Below are 19,296 nucleotides of genomic sequence, written 5' to 3'. Positions count from 1 at the left end.
TGTATTTGCTCCAGCGACCACCACAGAGAGGGGCAATCCGTTCGCATCGGTCATCAGACTGCGCTTTACGCCCCGTTTCCCCCGGTCTGTAGGGTTCCTGCCTGTTTTTTTGTACCAGCCAGCGGTGATTTGGTCATACAACCCTCCATCGATAGCCACGACCAGTCAATAGCGTCCAACTGTTCGCAAGCAAGCAACCCGTTTTGCCTGAAGCGTTCAAATACGCCAGCATCCCGCCACTCCTGAAATCGGCGGTGAGCAGAGCTTGACGAGCATATACCGGTGGCATTCAGCGCATTCCACTGGCAACCCGTCCTGAGTACGAAGAAAATGGCGTTCATTGCAGCGCGATTATCAACCCGCTTGCGGTGCGTACCCAGCGGGTGTTGAGTTCTATGCTCCGGGATGAGAGGAGCCATTTTCTCCCAGAGTTCATCACTGATTTGCCACTTGTTGCCCGTCACGCTTCGCCCTCAGAAATTATCATTATGTATTATCTGACAATTCCTTTTGGGATAGATTCTAAGTCATTTTTGCAACAAGCCCAAAAAACATGAGAAAACAATTAAAACAGGCCTTCTTTTTGTTTTTTTTAATTTTGTATCAGCAGCCATTTTTCCGGTGACAATAAAAGAAATAAAGACATTTTTTTTCATACGTTAAGCCCATGACATTCAATAAAAAGCAGATTTATATTTATGACAAAAATTTTCTCTTATTAATCTTCACATATTGATAAACCACAAATACAATCTATTCTGTATTCTTTACCAATTGTTGAGTGAGTTTTTAATACTACAAGGTATTAAGTAAAGACCTATCACTGCATAATATTATTATTTAATTAGGCTAAAAAATAAGAATGGTGTTAGCTTAAATCACAACAATTCAAACTAACACCTTTCTAATTTAAATTAATCTATTTATATTATAGTATTAATATGCCCACACAGCTGCGTCAACAGACAATACATAAGTATCCCCCGCGACAACTGCTGTATCATGTTGTTGAACGGTGAAATTCAATTTTGATGTATCTTCATTTGTAGGAACAATCCAACCGTTGCCACCATTACTCATTTGTCCTGCCGAAGCGTCTGGTACTAACACAAAGTTAGCAATATGAGTCGGATTATTCGTTCCCTTAACTTGAATGATTGTGCTTAACTCATTTTCTGGCGTTACTGTACCAGATGCCGGAGTCCAGCGGATCGCCACTGAACTTTCTGTCGCTTCAGCTAAGCCCGTCGCAACCTGTGTACCTGCAGTTTGCGGACCAGCAACAAGATCATCACTCGCGGTTAATGTAACTGAAGCCGTTCCCCTAGCTGTAAAAATCACATCGGCCGTTGCTGTTACAACCTCAGAATCGATTTCATCTGCAATAGCTGAACCTGTTGATACAAATGCAATAATAGATGCCAATAAAGCGACTTTTAACTTTTTCATACATACTCTCTTAAATATTCAAATTAATTGTAATAACTTATAAAGCCCAAAATGCAGCATCTAATGACACAACATAAGTGTCCGCATTAATCATCTTGTGTACTACAGCTCCAATAGTATCAGTGGTCACTGATGATGGATAAATGAACCACTCTGTCTCAGATTTTGACGGAGAAGCGTCGCTCGCATAAAAGAAAGCTTCAAGTTTATTATTTGGATTATTTTTTCCAGAGAGAATAACTGCATTCTTAGTAAGGTCTGCTGACGCTGGAGTAAATGTTCCCGGTGTCCATCTAATGGCATAGTGATCGTGCCCATCTAGATTTGAAACGCTGAAGTTAGCAATAGGTTTATCAACTTGCCATAGCCCAGCTCTTAGATTGTCTACAGGGGTAATAGTGAGTTGTGGCCCTTGCCCCAACGCATAAGTCGCATTGGCTGTTCCAGTGAAGATATCACTCGCGATACCCGCTGCTAATGCCGCCTGTGAACTCATTGCGATTGCCGCAACACCTAATAATAATTTAAACCCATTGACTTTTTTCAATTTCATTTCTACTTTCCTTTATTTATATATGCACCATTCCAAAATAGAATAATGTGCGATAGGTACAAAAAAACTAAAATATTACTGACACTTCAATACAGAACCGTTTAATATAATTTCCCATGATGCAGACGATATTTTTTGTGTTCCATCAGAGACAATCTCAAAGAGTTCCGTTTTATTTTTGCTCTTTATAATGCTAATTTTATTTAATTCATCATGAATTAATTCTGGGGCACTTAAACGTATATTCAATTGCTTACCTGATGAAAATAAACGATAGCGTTGTGACCTGCCATTATTTAATGGAGCATCACTCCATATTTTAAATCCACAATAATCGCCATTATCAGAAATCTCGCCTTTCGCCAGTAACGTCCCATCGGTAATAACCCCTGATTTTAATCCATCAACAGGTCTAATATTTAAGGATAAAGCACTTGTTGCTCCCCCCCATCCTAGGAGAACGAAGGACAGGATAATTTTATTTATTTTCATCTTTTTCCTTACTGACAAATTGCGCTTAACTGATAATAAATATCATTGTTCTTCTTAGGCGGTAATTGATACTTAACTGAACATACCTCATTTTTTAATTTAATCTGTAATAGACCTTCTTCAGGAATACCCGATAAATACAAATTACCTTGTTCCCCGACAATACCATTGATCCCCAAACGATTATCAACTGTCACTAGCGTCCCAAAGGGAACGACTTTGCCATTTTTAAATTTCAAATTAAATAAAGCTTTAGCACCAATTTGGGTTATAAATTTGGCAGGGATAACCGCCCCCTCCGTTGGTACCACTTTAGTATTGGTATTTTTAACATCAATGTCCGATGAAAAACTCGCAGGGTTAAGCGTAATCGTATTTTCCTGATAAGGAATTAAATATGGCTGAATCGCATAACCTCTTCCGTCCGTTTCAATCCCAGGTAAACTACTGGCTTTAACATTTGCGGCCCCCGGTGCTTCAATGAGCGCAGCCGTCCCTTCAAATGGTTGAGACAATGTAATACCATCCCTATGTGCCACCACACTGCCACTGACACCAATCCCCGTTTGATTATAGTGATTGCTGTAGCTGTAATTGGAATTTATCTGCCCTGATGCTCCTCGCCATTGAAGATTCAACGTTCCATTATTTGAGTTTTCTGCCGAATTAGTTTTGTATTGTTGACTTATATTCCAATTCAAGCGTTGCTCATAAGCATTACCTGATAACCCTACCGCATGGGTATCCCCACCATTGGACGGTTCCGTGTAACGATAAGATACTCGGGTACTCCCGCCGACCCATTCATCTAATGGCACACTTAGCCAAACACTGATGATATTATCATTACTAGAACGTCCATTTTCTCTCGTATATTGCGTTTTCTGCCAATTCAGTGACGCTGTTACATTTCGGATTAAAACAGAATAGCTTATATTGTAAGTATTATCGGAGCCAGAACGATCCCAATAATCATCTCGATAACCTGATGCCGAAATATTTCCCCACTCAGCTAACCCTTGATTCAAGGTGACCGCAAAACGGCTTTTTTGTTTATAGCTAGAAGATTCATTGTTTTTCCAACCGTTTTTTGTATATGTATTTAAGGTATCTGATAATGAGTCGAACCCTTTGCTGTCATATTGGTAACTGGCTAAAGATAGCTGAGTATTACTGTCAAATTCTTTGTTGTAACGAAATTGTAAAGAATGACCATCTTGAGTGTCATGGCCCCAACGTTGGCTGTGATTTTGGGTGATATCAACCGACAAAGCACCAAAATTCCCTAACGTCTTACCAACACCTAACAACAGTGATTGGTAATGCTCCGCTAACTGTATTCCGGTAAAAACCGTCATATCCCAAGGCAAACCATAAATTGCGGCCCCTTGAGCCAACGCTTGCTTTTTTATATTGTCATCACTCGGCCGGTATTGACCTGACATGACACTATAACGAAGGTAGCCTTCCTTAACTGAAACCGCAGGTGCTTGATAGGGGATAACAAACTCCTGAGGAGCACCGTCCGTTTCCCAAACCGTCACCGTGATATCGCCCGAGGCCCCACTCACCGATAAATCATTTAACTCAAATGGACCCGGTGCCACAACACCATCATAAATGGTGTAACCATTTTGTTTCACTTCCACACGCGCTTGCGTTCGTGCAACACCTCTCACTACTGGGGAATATTGATACTGACTAGAGGGTGACATTTTATCATCCGTAGCCAGCATGCCCCCTCGAAATGGAACACTATCAAACACATCACCTGAGGTATAACGTTCGCCCAACGTTAAGCGACTCTTTAAGCTATATAATCCACGCTCCGCATATAAAGCAATATTCTCCCATTGATTGGTATCACTTTTTGTATTTTTCCATGTGGAGTTATTCCTGATACGCCAAGCACCAAGATTCAATCCCGAATTAAGTTGAACCCACGTTGAATCATTTGATTCTCGAACATTTGATTTATACGTAGTATGTGTTGTTGTAGCTTTATAATTTAAAATAAACGCCGTTATTCCCTCATTCCATAATTCAGGATTCGCTATCCCTTTTGTGGATTTCTTTAAATAAATTTGAGGAACGCTTAACTCAAGGGTCAGGGCGTTAAAATTAAAATGGGCATTAGCACCAGATAACGAGGCAATATCAAAGCATGCATCTTCCGTTTGCTCAACTTGGGATTCTGTTTCCTGAATATCAACACCATACTGCACCAGCTGAAGACTTGATAAACAGGGAACCAAGAGCGATTTTTCGTCATCCTCATCCAATTTTGAAAAACGGATATATGATGTACCAACTTGCCTGCCATTAATCAGGACATCAACCAAGTAAGTCCCTGGCAACTGCCCTCCACCTTCAAATAAAGAGAGGTCAATAGAGTCACCATCAACCCCCTCTATTAATTTTGAATTAAATGTATATTGCTGGGCATAATTAAATGACGAAAATGATAAAATAGCTAAAGCGAATATGCTTAATTTAAATTTCATCATTACTACCCTTTTATTTTGGATTCAAACTTTCTACTTTCACCACCAAAATCGGTAATTAAATGCCATGAAACGGTACTATCACCCACAGCTTTAACGCTCACAGTGGCATCGCTATAAGGTAGGATATACCCAGAGTCAGGAAGGCTAACTTTTTTATTATTAATACTAATATCTTTAAAATTAAAAATATAAGGTGTTGGATTATGTATTTTTAAACGCTCACCCTCTTTTATCCATTCAATTGATGATGCAACATCTAGTGCTGTTTTATTAGCAATCGATTTAGGCCTAACGATTAACTTAATGCACGATTTTATTCTCATCTGAGTTAATAACGTGGCAGAGTCCAATTGTTTTGATTTTTCATCTTCGGTCACCCAATCCGAATCAATTTCTGGTGGGATACCCGTTATACATAACCAATACAATGACTCCCTATCATCAGGACCTAATTTTTCAGTATTGATTATACGTATACGATTACTTTGCTCACCATCCAATCTAAATAACGGTGGGGTGACAACAAAAGACGATTTTGTTTCTTTATCTGCTTGTAACACTTCCGACTGTACTAAAATCGGGTATGTTTGCGGATTAGTTACCGTTAAAGTTGAACCTTGAGAATTCGGCGTAAAAATAACTCTTGTTGCGCCCGTTTCCACAGAGAACTTTTGCGTTTCATGAACTAAATTAGTTGGGGATGAATTTGCTACAGATGTCTGAGTTACACACAAAGCCACCCATAACATGACAATTTTATTAACCTTTTTATGACTCATTAAACATTACCCCATTTAAAAACTAAGCAGCCTAATTTAATAGACCCGTATTTTATTAAAATACCGTTGTATAAAACGCACTCCCACTTAAAGAGTTATACAACCTTATTGATTACTACTTATCGCTTTTTCATCATTGTGTATTCATTCGCATTTGGCGGGCTGCGTGAACACGCAACAAAGGCACGTAAGAACCCCCTCGATATCGGTTTAATTATTTAATTATTTAATTGTTTAATTGAAATCAGGCAAAGATAGAAAAGTGTATTTCTATAAACTTTCTTTTTCTTATTTTCGTTCCGTCATTTAAAAATAACGACCACCAACAATAGATTAAGACGCTCTATTGTTGACCTAATGACCATGCATGATTAACGATATTTAAATTAATTAGTGATTCAGGGTAAATGACGATTAAAAATGAATTCCCAATTATATTCCTCAATCACATTCCGAATAAGATCTTGCCAAGAAATACCTAGCACCATCAAATATTGATTTAATTGCGAGATTGTCAAATTGGTCACACCGGCTTCATACCGAGAAACTTGTTGCTGACTAACATGCATCAGCCGCCCCAGTTCTTTGCCTGTCAAATTCACCTTTAATCTATTTTCTCTTAAAAAAAAGCCCCAGTTTTTTATTTAAATCCTGAGTGCAGTTAATTTCATTTTCAGAGCGCATACATTAACTCCATTCATTATTGGTTACTCAGTGATAACAAGGCTAAAAATTATTTAACAGCTGCGATTAATGTGAATTGAATATAAATAGACTCTGAACAATTGTAAAAACGATTATAACGATCAAATAAGTCAAATTTGATAGGTTTCAGCTATCGCCAACTGATAAATGATCGATTTTATCGATCAAAAGGCCCCCCCCCCCCCACAGAGAGTATTCAACCGATTGATCCACAAGTATTTTTACCGCATGGCGCGTAATTGATTTTTTTATTGGTGAAATCTTCTAAAAATACCGTTCCCTGTATTTTGTGATAAAACGTCTTTATTTTTTTCATTTTGTTACACTTTAAATCTAACCAACCATTTTCTTAGATAAAAATAATCTTAGTTTCAACTGAATTAAAAAAAGCAAAATGAAATGGCTCCACAGAGGAATACGGGGTATTTTGACTTAAAGAACGGTTTGTCTGATAGTGTCTTAAAACGGGCTTGTTGCAAAAATGACCTAAGTGAGAAACACTCACAGTATTGATTATGTCTTATTAGAAATAGGCCATGCCAACGTCAGTGATACGCTCACCGCTCAACGATTTATCGTTGATTTATTGAGTATGCCCCCATTCTCCGTAAAAAATGCAAAAAATATCAATTCATTCGATCGGTTTCCTCTTGGCAGCTCGATGAAACCTACGTCAAAGTTAACGGTATAACTTGGAACAACGGCAAATCAAAACTCTCAACAACCGGATTGAATACATGACCCAAAAATCATAATAAAAATATTAACGAAATTATCGAGGCGATGATTGATCAAATTGATCTACCATGGGATCCCTGTTAATGATCATGCAAAACTCCACCAAATTAGGCAGGAAAGATCGTGTAAAAATGATCCACCTGATAGCTCTGCTACACTCCTTGTTTTTGCAAGGGATAATTTGGAATGCTTTGTATGGAAACCATCACCAAAGTCCGACGTCTTTTTCATAAAGATAGGCTCTCTCAACGAGAGATTGCTAAGAAATTACAACTTGACCGACGTACTGTTCGTAAATATTTAAATTCAACAGAAATCCCTCGTTATCAGCGTGAAAATTATCTTTCACCTAAATTAGGCCCTTTCAAAGCTTGCCTCATTGACCGTTTAGAAGCACAAATGTTATTACCTAAGCATCAGAGGCTCTCTGCTGTCCGGCATTTTGAGTGGCTGTGTAGTCTTGGATTTGAAGGAAAATACCCTTGTGTATCACGTTTTATTAAAAGGTTTTATCAAGAATATCAGCCTATTAAACCTGTTTTCATTCCTCAGTCCTTTCCATGTGGAGAGTCTTATCAATTTGATTGGAGTCATGAAAAAGTTTGTATTCAAGGTGAAGTCATTAAACTTAATGTGGCTCATTTTAGACTTTGCCATTCTCAAGCGTATTTTGTCAGAGCTTATCCACGGCAAACGGTTGAAATGCTTATTGATGCACATAATCACGCCTTTCAATTTTTCGGTGGAACACCCCAACGAGGTATTTACGATAACCCTAAAACGATTGTAAAAAAAATTGGCCGAGGGAAAGAACGCATTTTTAATGACGCTTTTCTTGCTATGGTGAACCACTTTTTAATCGAACCTGTCGCTTGCACACCTGCTGCTGGCTGGGAAAAAGGTCAAGTTGAGCGTCAAGTTCAAACGTTACGAAAACGCCTTTTTTTACCCATGCTCGCCTTTGATTCATTGGATGAACTCAATGCCTATTTGCTCTCAAAATGTCAAAAACGGTTAGAACAGCCTTGGAAAGAGGATAAACACCAAACAATTAACGAGCGGTTAATCAAGGAACAACGTCACTTTTCAGCCTACATCCCTTATTCAGGCTATCGAACAGAGCGTTTACTCGTGAATACCTGTTCGCTCATCTTATTTGATTCTCATCGGTATAGTGTGCCTTGCCATTTGGTAGGGAAAGCCGTGGCAGCTCAAATCACAGCGGATACGTTACGTGTTTTTTATGGGCATGAGGAGGTGACTCAGCATCCACGAAGTTTCTTAAAAAATCAAACAACCTACAACCCTTATCATTATTTATCTGCGTTAGCTAAAAAGCCGGGGGCATTACGTCATGGTGAACCCTTTATCCATTGGCCCTTACCAGAATGTATTAAAACGCTCCAAAAACACCTTATGTCACAGCCCAAAGGCGATAAAGCGATGGTCAAGTTGTTAAGCTTAATAGCTGATTTTGGAGAGGACATTGGTATTACTGCAGCTGAAATCGCCTTAGAACAAGGCATTCCCACGGTAGAAGCCGTTCTGAATATTATTCTTCGATTGACTGAACCGGCGATCCCTGAGCTTGAATCTCAGCATATCCCGTTAACTTGCCCACCGATAGCAACGTTAACTCACTTTGACCAATTATTGGCAAGGAAATAACCATGGAAAGACAAGATTATATCGATGCATTAAAAACACTCAAACTTAGCACTATGGCAGAAGCGTTTGATGACGTGGTGATTGACGGAGTGAGACGAAAAAGGCCCACGTTAGATATTTTAGAAAAGTTACTCAATGCAGAAATAACGCAACGGCAAATTAATCAAACTGAGGCGAGAGTGAAACGAGGACGTTTTCCTCAGCAACGTCACTTTAGCGATTTTAATTTTGCCCACAGTACACTTGATCAAGCCCATCTTGATTTATTAATCGTGGGTGATTATGTCAAACAAAAAAAGAATATCCTGTTTGTAGGAGGAACCGGGACAGGAAAAACCCACCTAGCAACAGCATTAGGGCTTCACGCCGCAACGCAAGGGTATAAAGTGCGATTTTGGAATGTGCTTGAATTAGTGAACCAATTGGAATTAGACAGTGATAGCAAAAATTATAAGTTAACGCCGCAAATGCAGAAACAGGATATCGTCATTCTTGATGAATTAGGTTATTTACCCTTTAGTCAGCGAGGAGGAACATTATTATTTCACTTTATCAGCCAACTACATGAACAAACGAGTTTAATCATTACAACGAACCTAGAATTCTCAGAATGGGCAAAATTATTTACGGATACAAAGATGACAAATGCCTTATTAGATCGATTAGTCCATCATTGCCACATCCTTGAAACGGGTAACGAATCTTATCGTTTTAAACATCGAGATTAAGATTATTTTTTAGATATTCGGTGGAGTATTTTTCAATGATCATCGTGGTGGATTTTTTGAAGATCATTGACACCCTATATTACAGGTTAATCACCGGATTGAATACACGCCCCTATAAACTCACAAGTTATAAACATCAAAATCATGAACCACTTACGGCACTATAATGAATAACAACTGTAATTCATTTAAAATTTTTAACATATAATTACAGCAACAGCTCATTCTAATCAAAACCATATTGAATTAATACCATTATTTAACATTGCATATAACACTTTGTGTTTTTCATCCCCCCAACAAATAATCCCATACAAGAATTATTTGCATGAATATATTCAATAACTAAAACTGCTTAACTAGGAAATTCATATAATGAATCCCTGGAAAACAGTCTTATTTACCGAGTTAAATTTCACCTAAATATTATTTAGTAATATATAATATCTTTAATATTAATTAAACGATATGATAACTATCGAATTCCCAGTATAATAACCGGGTGTTATCGCACTAGTAGTTGTATGCAATTCAGACGTAAACGTAAATGGATTATTTACATTACTGCCTGAAACAGAGATATTGACCCCATACCATCCGTCTTGATTATTAATTAACGGACGAGAATAAAAGGCGCTATTCGAATTCATATAAACATAGCGCTCCCCCGTTGTTGAACGCGCATAAACCTTTAAACTCGCTGGTCGTGTACAACTGATAGTACCACTAACACTTTTTATTTGCCCGTTTAAATTCGAGTTACTTATTGAGCCATGATCGACATAAGATGGTAAACTGATGCTGCAAAATTGATTTGCAGGGGGTAGCTGACCACAAGTACTTCCTGGCCATAATTGGGAATCAAACACGTTATTTTTCGGTCTATGGGGAACATAAAATAGCCCCACACAAGTCGCATCAGATGAGCTTATATCAAATATTGCCCTATATGGGATCCCTTTTGATGCTTTAAATGCATTCATGACTTGATAGGCGTATCTATACCCACTAATTTCAATACAGTTATTATAAAATTCACAAGTACCTCTTAAACTAGGATAATTACTGGAGTATAAAACATCCGGCCCAATCCAACATTCTGTTACGCCATAGCAAGGGTTTAAGGTTGAATTATCTTCATCCCAATAGATAATTTCTTGTGTTACCTTAGGTAACCCTTGACCTCCAGCGCCAGGAATAACACTTATAGGCATTACATAAGCCCCAGCCTGGGCACTACGAACAGGCAATAACGTCGCACAAATTGCAACAAAAAAAAGCAAAAGCCAAAGAGATTGAGGCTTCAAGCGATGTGTTTCTTTTAATAAGTCAATGCGCATAATAAGTTACTCGTAATCTAATTTAAACGTTGCTGTCGCTGACCATGGACCTAAAACTAATGACTTATTTTGTAAGGCCATAGGCTCACCTTGAACGTAAGCTTGTAAATTTAAGACATTGTTATTGCTGGCATATAAAGCTTGTGTGTAGACACCATGATTAATGGCAAGTGCGATCCCGGAGGATGTCTCTAACCCTACAGCAACCCCTTTCGCTTGACTCCCCCCATCCAGTGCTAATCGCCCAGGTAAAACCGCACTCTCCATTCCCAAAAAAGTAACTTTCACCTCGTGCCCAAGGGATAAATCACAATTAATGAGTCGAATAGCAAAAGGCTGACTGTGTGTTCGAGTATTAAGATATAAATATTTATTAATAATCGTACCAAAATCTAATTCAATCGCTTCATCCCCCGGGTAAACATCACACGCATCTTCAATGAGTGTGCCATCAAAATCGACTTTGGCAGCGAAACTGGTTGTTATCCCAAAGAGTAAAAGTCCACAGGCGATATAACCGCGGTATTGGTTAGACATAATATGCTCCTCGCCGTTATTCAAAGATGACCGTTAATGTGCCAGAGGCGGTAAAATTATCACCAACCAGCTCAGAGCCTGCTCGCATAACCGGCACCGCCGACAAGATGGGCAATGCGGTTCGATCAACTAAAAAGGCATTATTTAATGGTTGCGGCTGACCATTTTTTTGAATTTGGATCCCCAATTTTCCATTGTTTAACGGTGAGATGGCTTGCAATGTCGCATTGTCAAATCCATTCCCCGCAGGCGTACCACTAAAGGTTAAACTGATGTCCCACGGTTGGCTCATATCACCAACACAATTTAATTGATAGGGGATCGTTTGTTTAAACGCAACACCATCCACTTTTCTCACCCCCACTTTACCAAATGAGACTTTAATCGGGTCGTCTTGGCTTAATTGACACACCGGTGGAATAATCAGCGTGCCATCAAATAACCAATTTGCATTCGCTGATGATATCCCGAGACACCACAACAGGAGCATATTCATCCACGGTCTTTTTTTATTGTTATTCCACATAATCCATCTCACTGATAATCAATTTTCAGTGTTGCCTGTGCGGTAAAAAAGCCACCATCCGTATCGCTGAAATTGGCACCACTGTTTTTAATGGGAGCAACCTCCAATGATGGCAGTGTCGTATAGACCACATTGAATGGCTGATTTATCGCTTGCCTGACATTATTGACATAAAAGGCTAAGCCTAATTTCGAATTACTCGTCGCTAATGCGCCATTACTGGTAAATGATGTCCCAGCCCCAACAAATGTCATTTTTAGGGTATTTTTAACGAGCCCTGTACAGCTTAATGTCATCGGAACGCGATGCTTGTATTCCACACCATCAATTCGAGGCAATAATATATCCCCAAAGTGAACGACTTCCTGCTGGTTATTATTAAGAATGCATTCGGGGGGCGTAACCAATAAACGCCCCTTTAAGCCAATATTCAGGGTTAATGCATCACATTGGCTAAATATCCCAAATAACATGCATACCGAAAAGAGAACATTGCGTTGCTTCATTGAGATAGTCCTATTGGTAATCCAGTGTCATCGTGATATTGCCCGTAAAATTGCCCCCATCCGTCAAATTGCTCCCCGTTGGCTTAACAGGAACCGCATATAAAGCTGGTGAGCTTCCGTAATTAAAATTTAACGTTGCCCCACTACTTAACCGGGTATTACCTTGATAAATTGCAATCCCTAAATCCGTTAAATTCGTAGTGACCGATGACAACCCGTTGATTTGTCGATTTGTCCAATTCAGTCGCATCTTTAACCCATTTTTATAAAGGCCATTGCAGACCAAATTGTAATTAATGGGTAACCGCTTATATACGCCATCAATTAGAGCCTGATGTACATCGCCAAAATCTACGGATGTCGATGTCGCCCCACCAAGGGTACAATCGGGCTCGCCATAGACCGTAACGCGAATTTGAATATTGGTTGCTAAATCTGCAGCGTTAGCCGACGAGTAAAAAAAACTCATTGACGCAATAGCACTAAATAAAACGAGCGCCGAAAATACAATAGCTTTAAAACACGGTGTGATGAAACTGATTATTCGCATCATCATGCCCTCTAGTCATAACTCACTTGAAACTGAATGAGAGCCTGATATGCACCCGCATTTAACCCCGCTGAAGTGCGAACTGTGGTCACATAATACGTCAGTTGATTTTGTCCTGGCGACACTAACTGAGGCGCACTATACTGTCCCAGTGTTATCGGACGCCGAGACGCATCACTCAATTGCAACCCAATCCCTTTTACCCCCGTCACCGCGGCGAGTCGTGGCTCTTGACTATCGGCCGGCGCCAAGAAACGAATTTTCATCGCAGGCATATCAGGACTCCACAATAAATTGCCGAGTTTATTACGCTGACGACTTTCACCACTTAAACAATCTTCTAAACGCAGTTGTACCGCGACAGGGGTACCTGTCTGACCTTCATGCTGTAATTGTCCCGTTCCCGTTGTCCCGAGATTGACCGTTTGGTAGGCGGATGACATCGCTAAGCGGCAAGCACTCTCCGTTAACGCCCCGGTGACATATAATGTGCCATGCGCGCCATCCACATCCCAGTTATCCACTTTATCCAGCGCTGTTCCCATTGCGGAAGCACTGAGTAGACTGAAGATCATCCCAGCGCCAATTACACTTTGGTTTAATGACCGATGCTGTTCGCTCATGCTTACTCCTTTTCCGATATGCTCGGGGGATTATTTCTTTTCCGGTACCACATGACACTGGTTACCTTGACAACTAAATGTCAGGGTAGGGCGACCACCGTAATCATTGATGTAAGTCAGTACCGGGCTATTGCCCAATGCCGTTGCACTGACCGGCATGACTTGACTTCCTTTTGGCGCAACCATTACAGGCTCAAATCCCGTCACCGTTTTGCCGTCTTTACGTGGTACCGCATCCACAATCGTCACGTAGTAGGGCGTCGGGTTGACCAACGTGTATTGGTCACCTTGACGTGTCAACGTCACTTTTTCTTGCCACGGATTATCCATTTGCTCACGCGTTGGAATAATGGCTTTCGGGCGATAGAACAACTTAATCCGGGTTTGCAACGCTAATTGCAGCGTATTGGGTTTATCACTTTTCGGCGGAATTTCCCGCAAGTTAAAGTAATACACCGACTCTCGGTCTTGCGGAAGCGCGGCAACACTGGGGAGTGCCTGAATTTTCACTTGGCTTTTAGCGCCGGGTTCAACACGTTGCACGGGCGGTAATACCGTAAACGGGTCTGTGATTTTTTCTCCTTGCGCATTCTCAATCCAACCTTGCGCCAAATACGGCAGTTGCTTATTTTCATTGCTGATATTTAAGCTAATGGATTTATCATCCCCTGTGATGATGGCGCGAGTACGGTCTAAAGCCACCGCCGCCTGAGCCGATGACATTATTAATGTACTCAGTATTGTGCCCCCCAATACCATCACCATCGCACGAGAGGATTGAGTGATGAGGGGATGTGTCACTGCATTGTTCATGTTTATTGCCTTCTTGATGTCATTCTTTGACGTTCAGGTGACCCGCTGCGTTCGACGTAGCGGAATAACATCACCCAATCGATATCGTTAGTTTATTTGAGTAACCACCGCGTCGCCTGTGAGTTTGCAGGCTCAATCACGGGTTTCATCTCTGCCTGACACGACGTTGTACAGGTCAGGTCATCTCGCATCGCCGGTTTTCCCGACGGCAAGGGGGTACTTACCGCTGCCGACTTCACCACTGGAGAGGACTGACGCCCCGGTGAATGGCACGGCAATAACCAATTCGACAGTAACGTGTCATTATCCGGTAAGACACTCGGTAACGTGATTTCACACTGCACGCTATCACCCCAACGGAGCTGTAAAATATCGTTCGCATTCAGTCCCGTTAAATACGTACTGCCATCGTCACCAACCATACCCACTTGCTGACCCCGAGCATTAAATACCTGAGCCCCAAACGGCGGTGTACTGTTATCTGCCAAACGCAGAAGCGCCATGGCACTGTGACCCGACACGACCTCAAATTGGCGGTAGCCAATCGCCCCTTCGGTTAACGTGCCTTGCTTAACGGATTGAGCAACCTGCGCTTCCTCCGGTAACGTGTTCAAATCGACACTGACTTGGTTGCGGTAATAACTGTTCACATCCGTCAGAACGGCCTGCCCAAATCGATTCGTTCGAACCGTCGAGCCATACCCGCGCAGCGGAATATCCGCTACCCCATCGGTCTCCACAAAAATTCGCGTCCCACCAAGTTGGTTATTACGGTGCATAACCGCCCCTTTCTCTGTGGCTGTGAAGCCGCCTTGGAATGACAACCCGGCCGAGCGATATCGGTCTTGTTGATAGGTGGCATTGGCATTAATTTGCGCCAAATTTCCATCATGGGTGTAATAGCCACTTACTAAGGCGCCGGAACGTGACCATCCCGTACTCAATTGATAATTACTTCGCTCGTCGATTCGGTCGTAATAACTGGCGCGCTGGGTATTATCGTTTTTATCCCAACTGCTGTTTAAGCTCAGCGTCCCTTTTTCCCCCCACGGCACCGACAGTGACGCATACACGCCATCATCCTTCGTCTCGCGATACTGATTTCGATATGCCGTTAAATTCAGACTGATGTTTTTCCATTTGCCAATATCAAAATAACGGGCTAACGACACGCTATAACGGTCGTTATCCGGCTGGTCCCAATAGGTCTGGTGGTAGTAGTTGATGTACGCACTTAAACCGATTTCAGGGAACTGTTGGTTATAGGAGATGGTGTACATCTCTTTACTGTTGTATTGCCTCACGCCCGTCGATTGTGCATCCAGATACTCTGACATACTCATAAAGCCTTGCTCAGAGAAACGGTACCCGGCAAAAGTCACTTGACTGTTATAGGCATCAAAACGTTTGGAATAACTGAGTCGGTATGAACTGCCCCGATAGGTTTTATCCCCTATCTCCGTTAACCCTTTCAAACGCGAACGCGCATGGGTAATATCAAACGACAACGCCCCAAACATCAGCAAGTCTCGCCCAATCCCCACCGCCGCAGAGGCGTAATTTTCAGCCGCAATGCCTCCACCATACAGCGACCATCCGTTATTTACCCCCCACGAAAATTCGCCACTCGCAAAGGTTTCACCACTCACATGATGGCGCCAGTCTGTCGGACGCCCTGCCGCAAGCTTATAGCGTAGCTGCCCGGGACGCGTCAGATACGGCACGCTCGCCGTACTCACGGTGAACGTTTGACTTGAACCGTCTTGCTCTTTCACTTCGACATTGAGCTCACCCGCTAACGCATCATTCAAATCTTGAATGCGGAATGGTCCTGCCGCAACTTGCGTTTGATAAATAATGCGCCCTTGTTGACTCACAATCACCGTCGCATTACTTTTAGCCACGCCCGTAATTTCAGGCGCATAACCGCGTAAATTCGGCGGCAACATATTGGTGTCGGTGATGAGGCTCAGCCCCGTAAACCGAAAGCTGTCAAAAATATCAGAGACTAAATAATCTTCCCCGAGGGTGAGTTTGGCCCCTAAGGCTTTAATTGCGCGATACACGTAATAACGGGTCCAATCAAGCGAACTTGTCGTACCTTGTCCTTGTTGTTTATCCAAGCGCAATTGCCAATCGGCACGCGCTCGCCAAACCCCTAAGTTTACCCCGGCAACACCGTTACCACTGGTGCTCATATTGGTTCGCTGCCCGCCACGGGTTTGCTGCCCCACCTGCGCATTGACGTTATAATCAAATAACGCGCCAGACAACCCCTCTTCCCATCGAGCCGGAGGGTCCCAATTCTCTGCGGTATATTCTAAATAGGCTTGCGGTAAACTGATGTACAACGCCGAAGCAGCCAAATCCGCTTTCACTTCCGTTCCTGGCAAACTTGCCAGCGACAAACACTGCCCTTGATGCCACCACTGCAACGTGGGTAATAACTCGGGTTTAAGTCCTAGCAACTCCACTAACGTCGGACTCAAACAAGCTAAACTCTCATCCGGCTGGTCATCGGGGGCATAATAAAACACCGTTTGCTCAGGCAAGCTGTGCTTGTTCAAAAACACAGTAAAACGGTATTCGCCGGGCATTAAATACCCCGGACGTGAAAACTGACTCAAATCAATATTGGCTCGGTCATTGACATCTAAAATATCGGTATTGAATTCAATGTCAGCCGCATAACTTTGACTACAGAGTACGATGGACACAAACAACCCCAACCAACGAGGTCGGCTAATCCCTAACAATGGCGCAGAAATACAATTTAGGGTCATCATCTCGACCTTCTTATTTGTTCTATATTCATTACGTCATGACCCCCATCATGTTGACAGTGTGACAACCAAAAAACGGTTCGATAAAAAACGGTTATTCGTAATCCAATTTAAACCGTAATAAGCTGGTATATTGCCCCGAAGCCAGTGGGTCCTGATTGGCCACCAAGCGCAACTGAAAGGCTAAATCCCGTGTCCCTAACGTCAACAACTGAGCCGACAAGGATTTTCCAGGCACCGCAATTTCACCGTCATCATCACGCTGAATTTGTAACCCTACCCCTTTCGCTTGCCCCTGGATCCCAAACAGCCCGCGAGATTGTGGGCCATCAAATGTCACACGAAAATACTGCCAGTTCGGCTTATTCGGGTTGGGTCGTTCAAGAACACAATTGACTAATCGAATAACAAAAGGGCGTGCAGGCCCTTGCCCATCACGACGAATTTGTGTTAAAGGTAAACTGCCCATCTCAACGGTTTGGTCACGACTGCCGACGTCAATGGCGCAGGCGGTTTCGATAATACTGCCCCGCATCTTCACCGAACTTTGCGCATTCGCGGGGAGCGTGAACGCCCACAGATTCAGCGTTAATGAAAATAATCCATAAGTCGCTAACCACTTCATGGTTTTCTTCTCCTGTGTGCTATACCGCTTAAAATAACCCCGCAAAACGTCCTTGTAGCGCGAGGTTTTTTATGAATTACTCGTAAGACAAAGTAAAGTCAGCGACAGAGCTAAAATCACCCGGAGTGATAGTTGAAATATCACCACCATTACCCATTAAGTACGCAGAGAAACGCAGTGTATTATTACCATCTTGGATGTTTTGGAACGGGGTTGCTGTGCCTAATGTAATAACATTACCACTCCCATTGGTGATTTGAACGCCCGCACCCGCACCGGTTCCCACAATCCCCAATGTTTTATTGGTTGTGTCAAAGGATGCTGCTGCCCCCGTAAAAGTTAATTGCACGCCTTTCGTTAAGTTAGCCACATCACAGTTTTCTAAGGCGATATCAAATATACGTGGGCTAGACTTACCGCCATCCACAAGAGCCATGTTGGAGATTTGACCCAGTTCAACAGTTTGGTCAATTGAATCCGGTGAAATTGAGCACGGTGCATCAATAATTGAACCTTTAAATGTCACTTTACCGTGGCCTTGGTCTGCTGCATTTGCTGCAGAGGCTAAACCCAGCGCCATAAACGTTGCCATTGCAATGGTTTTCATTTTCATGAAGATTATTTCCTATGTTTGTTGTTCAATAAATATTGAGTGTTAGACTACATTGCTCATTACAAACACTCTCTTGCAATGAGAAAATAAAATAGAATTTAAATGTATTTAATTTTTCAAATTAAATACATTTAAGATAAATAATAAAAAATAAGGATATTAAATATCATTACTGGGTAGAAATGTTTGAATAGGAACTTTAAACATCTCTGATAATTTAGCGAGCAAATCAATATGCACACAATTAATGCCTTGTTCATAGCGCGAAACCTGCTGCTGGCTAACACCAAGACATCGAGCTAACTCCTTTCCCGTTAATCCTTTTTCTTTTCGTAACTGTTTTATTTTAATTCCAATAAATAAATCTATTTCCGATGGAGGAGCATTCATTAACATAATCATTAACTCTATTTATTTTAATAATGAGCAAGAACTCTAAAATAAATCTTCTGCTTGGAAGTAATACATTTGGTCATATATTCGGTCTAAAGGATTAACCAGAAAACCTACCCCTTCTAATAACCATTGAATATTGACGTCAAGACAATCCGCAATACAATAGATTTGCGCTATATTCAGTCGAGTAAGCCCTCGTTCAATACGAGAAATATGTTGTTGCGAACATAACAGCCGATCAGCCAACTCAGCTCCACTCAACCCTTTTTTTAAACGGATCCTTTTTATGTTACTCCCGACAATTTCCTTCGGAGATATCATAGACGTTCCTCCATAAGAAATAGATACTTAGCCTTATTCAACTA

20 protein-coding genes and 2 pseudogenes are annotated in these 19,296 nt (G+C 41.6%); 3 read left to right on the top strand and 19 right to left on the bottom strand.

What is annotated here, in order from left to right:
* The 7 genes and pseudogenes from PSE69_RS03190 to PSE69_RS03160 form a co-directional block, all read right to left on the bottom strand.
* Positions 1-419: pseudogene (locus PSE69_RS03190) on the bottom strand (IS5 family transposase); the annotation flags it as partial.
* Positions 420-936: 517 nt separating this feature from the next.
* On the bottom strand, positions 937-1,449 hold the full coding sequence (locus PSE69_RS03185) for a hypothetical protein (protein ID WP_121875209.1): 513 nt from the start codon (positions 1,447-1,449) through the stop codon (positions 937-939).
* 37 nt (positions 1,450-1,486) lie between these two features.
* Positions 1,487-2,002 (bottom strand): hypothetical protein, encoded by a 516-nt coding sequence (locus PSE69_RS03180; protein WP_272674988.1) that lies wholly within the window; start codon positions 2,000-2,002, stop codon positions 1,487-1,489.
* A 75-nt stretch (positions 2,003-2,077) separates the two neighbouring features.
* Entirely contained in the window at positions 2,078-2,494 is a 417-nt protein-coding gene (gene afaD, locus PSE69_RS03175) for an AfaD family invasin (RefSeq protein WP_121875207.1), read from the bottom strand.
* Between the two features lie 8 nt (positions 2,495-2,502).
* Positions 2,503-5,001, bottom strand: coding sequence for a fimbria/pilus outer membrane usher protein (locus tag PSE69_RS03170; protein WP_272674985.1), 2,499 nt, complete (start codon positions 4,999-5,001; stop codon positions 2,503-2,505).
* Positions 5,002-5,003: 2 nt separating this feature from the next.
* Positions 5,004-5,780, bottom strand: coding sequence for a fimbria/pilus periplasmic chaperone (locus PSE69_RS03165; protein ID WP_004927133.1), 777 nt, complete (start codon positions 5,778-5,780; stop codon positions 5,004-5,006).
* A 398-nt stretch (positions 5,781-6,178) separates the two neighbouring features.
* Positions 6,179-6,424 carry a helix-turn-helix domain-containing protein gene (locus tag PSE69_RS03160; protein WP_042117387.1) on the bottom strand — a complete coding sequence of 82 codons (246 nt, stop codon included), beginning with the start codon at positions 6,422-6,424 and terminating at the stop codon, positions 6,179-6,181.
* A gap of 619 nt (positions 6,425-7,043) precedes the next feature.
* Between PSE69_RS03160 and PSE69_RS03155 the strand changes: the two are divergent.
* From PSE69_RS03155 to istB, 3 genes and pseudogenes are all read left to right on the top strand, one after another.
* A pseudogene (locus PSE69_RS03155) lies at positions 7,044-7,172 on the top strand (IS6 family transposase); the annotation flags it as partial.
* 237 nt (positions 7,173-7,409) lie between these two features.
* The gene (gene istA / locus PSE69_RS03150) at positions 7,410-8,891 is read left to right on the top strand and encodes an IS21 family transposase (RefSeq protein ID WP_439652888.1); all 1,482 of its coding nucleotides are present in this window, start codon (positions 7,410-7,412) and stop codon (positions 8,889-8,891) included.
* Between the two features lie 2 nt (positions 8,892-8,893).
* The gene (istB, locus tag PSE69_RS03145) at positions 8,894-9,619 is read left to right on the top strand and encodes an IS21-like element helper ATPase IstB (RefSeq protein WP_154611492.1); all 726 of its coding nucleotides are present in this window, start codon (positions 8,894-8,896) and stop codon (positions 9,617-9,619) included.
* A 455-nt stretch (positions 9,620-10,074) separates the two neighbouring features.
* Here istB and PSE69_RS03140 read toward each other — a convergent pair whose 3' ends face one another.
* The 12 genes from PSE69_RS03140 to PSE69_RS03085 all read right to left on the bottom strand — a co-directional run bounded on the left by PSE69_RS03140 (position 10,075) and on the right by PSE69_RS03085 (position 19,252).
* Positions 10,075-10,959 carry an MrpH family fimbial adhesin gene (locus tag PSE69_RS03140; RefSeq protein ID WP_196717986.1) on the bottom strand — a complete coding sequence of 295 codons (885 nt, stop codon included), beginning with the start codon at positions 10,957-10,959 and terminating at the stop codon, positions 10,075-10,077.
* Between the two features lie 6 nt (positions 10,960-10,965).
* Positions 10,966-11,496, bottom strand: coding sequence for a fimbrial protein (locus PSE69_RS03135; RefSeq protein ID WP_196717985.1), 531 nt, complete (start codon positions 11,494-11,496; stop codon positions 10,966-10,968).
* A gap of 16 nt (positions 11,497-11,512) precedes the next feature.
* A complete protein-coding gene (locus PSE69_RS03130) occupies positions 11,513-11,986 on the bottom strand; it encodes a fimbrial protein (protein WP_231131543.1) in 474 nt (157 codons plus the stop codon).
* 44 nt (positions 11,987-12,030) lie between these two features.
* Complete coding sequence (locus tag PSE69_RS03125) at positions 12,031-12,528, bottom strand: fimbrial protein (RefSeq protein ID WP_311135739.1); 498 nt, start codon at positions 12,526-12,528, stop codon at positions 12,031-12,033.
* A gap of 10 nt (positions 12,529-12,538) precedes the next feature.
* Positions 12,539-12,997 (bottom strand): fimbrial protein, encoded by a 459-nt coding sequence (locus PSE69_RS03120; protein ID WP_231131542.1) that lies wholly within the window; start codon positions 12,995-12,997, stop codon positions 12,539-12,541.
* A 92-nt stretch (positions 12,998-13,089) separates the two neighbouring features.
* A complete protein-coding gene (locus tag PSE69_RS03115) occupies positions 13,090-13,653 on the bottom strand; it encodes a fimbrial protein (protein WP_439652889.1) in 564 nt (187 codons plus the stop codon).
* A 78-nt stretch (positions 13,654-13,731) separates the two neighbouring features.
* Positions 13,732-14,466: a fimbria/pilus periplasmic chaperone gene (locus tag PSE69_RS03110; RefSeq protein WP_154598341.1), complete on the bottom strand. Its 735-nt coding sequence runs from the start codon at positions 14,464-14,466 to the stop codon at positions 13,732-13,734.
* A 140-nt stretch (positions 14,467-14,606) separates the two neighbouring features.
* On the bottom strand, positions 14,607-17,300 hold the full coding sequence (locus PSE69_RS03105; RefSeq protein WP_272674976.1) for an outer membrane usher protein: 2,694 nt from the start codon (positions 17,298-17,300) through the stop codon (positions 14,607-14,609).
* Between the two features lie 91 nt (positions 17,301-17,391).
* On the bottom strand, positions 17,392-17,922 hold the full coding sequence (locus PSE69_RS03100; protein ID WP_154611495.1) for a fimbrial protein: 531 nt from the start codon (positions 17,920-17,922) through the stop codon (positions 17,392-17,394).
* Positions 17,923-17,998: 76 nt separating this feature from the next.
* Positions 17,999-18,535 carry a fimbrial protein gene (locus PSE69_RS03095; RefSeq protein WP_272674973.1) on the bottom strand — a complete coding sequence of 179 codons (537 nt, stop codon included), beginning with the start codon at positions 18,533-18,535 and terminating at the stop codon, positions 17,999-18,001.
* Between the two features lie 159 nt (positions 18,536-18,694).
* Complete coding sequence (locus tag PSE69_RS03090) at positions 18,695-18,931, bottom strand: helix-turn-helix domain-containing protein (protein ID WP_154611497.1); 237 nt, start codon at positions 18,929-18,931, stop codon at positions 18,695-18,697.
* A gap of 39 nt (positions 18,932-18,970) precedes the next feature.
* The gene (locus PSE69_RS03085) at positions 18,971-19,252 is read right to left on the bottom strand and encodes a helix-turn-helix domain-containing protein (protein WP_272674971.1); all 282 of its coding nucleotides are present in this window, start codon (positions 19,250-19,252) and stop codon (positions 18,971-18,973) included.
* Positions 19,253-19,296 lie beyond the last annotated feature (44 nt).

It is taken from the genome of Providencia sp. PROV122 (genome assembly GCF_028482365.1).
Lineage (GTDB): Bacteria > Pseudomonadota > Gammaproteobacteria > Enterobacterales > Enterobacteriaceae > Providencia > Providencia stuartii.
This window is presented reverse-complemented; position numbering and strand designations above follow the sequence as displayed.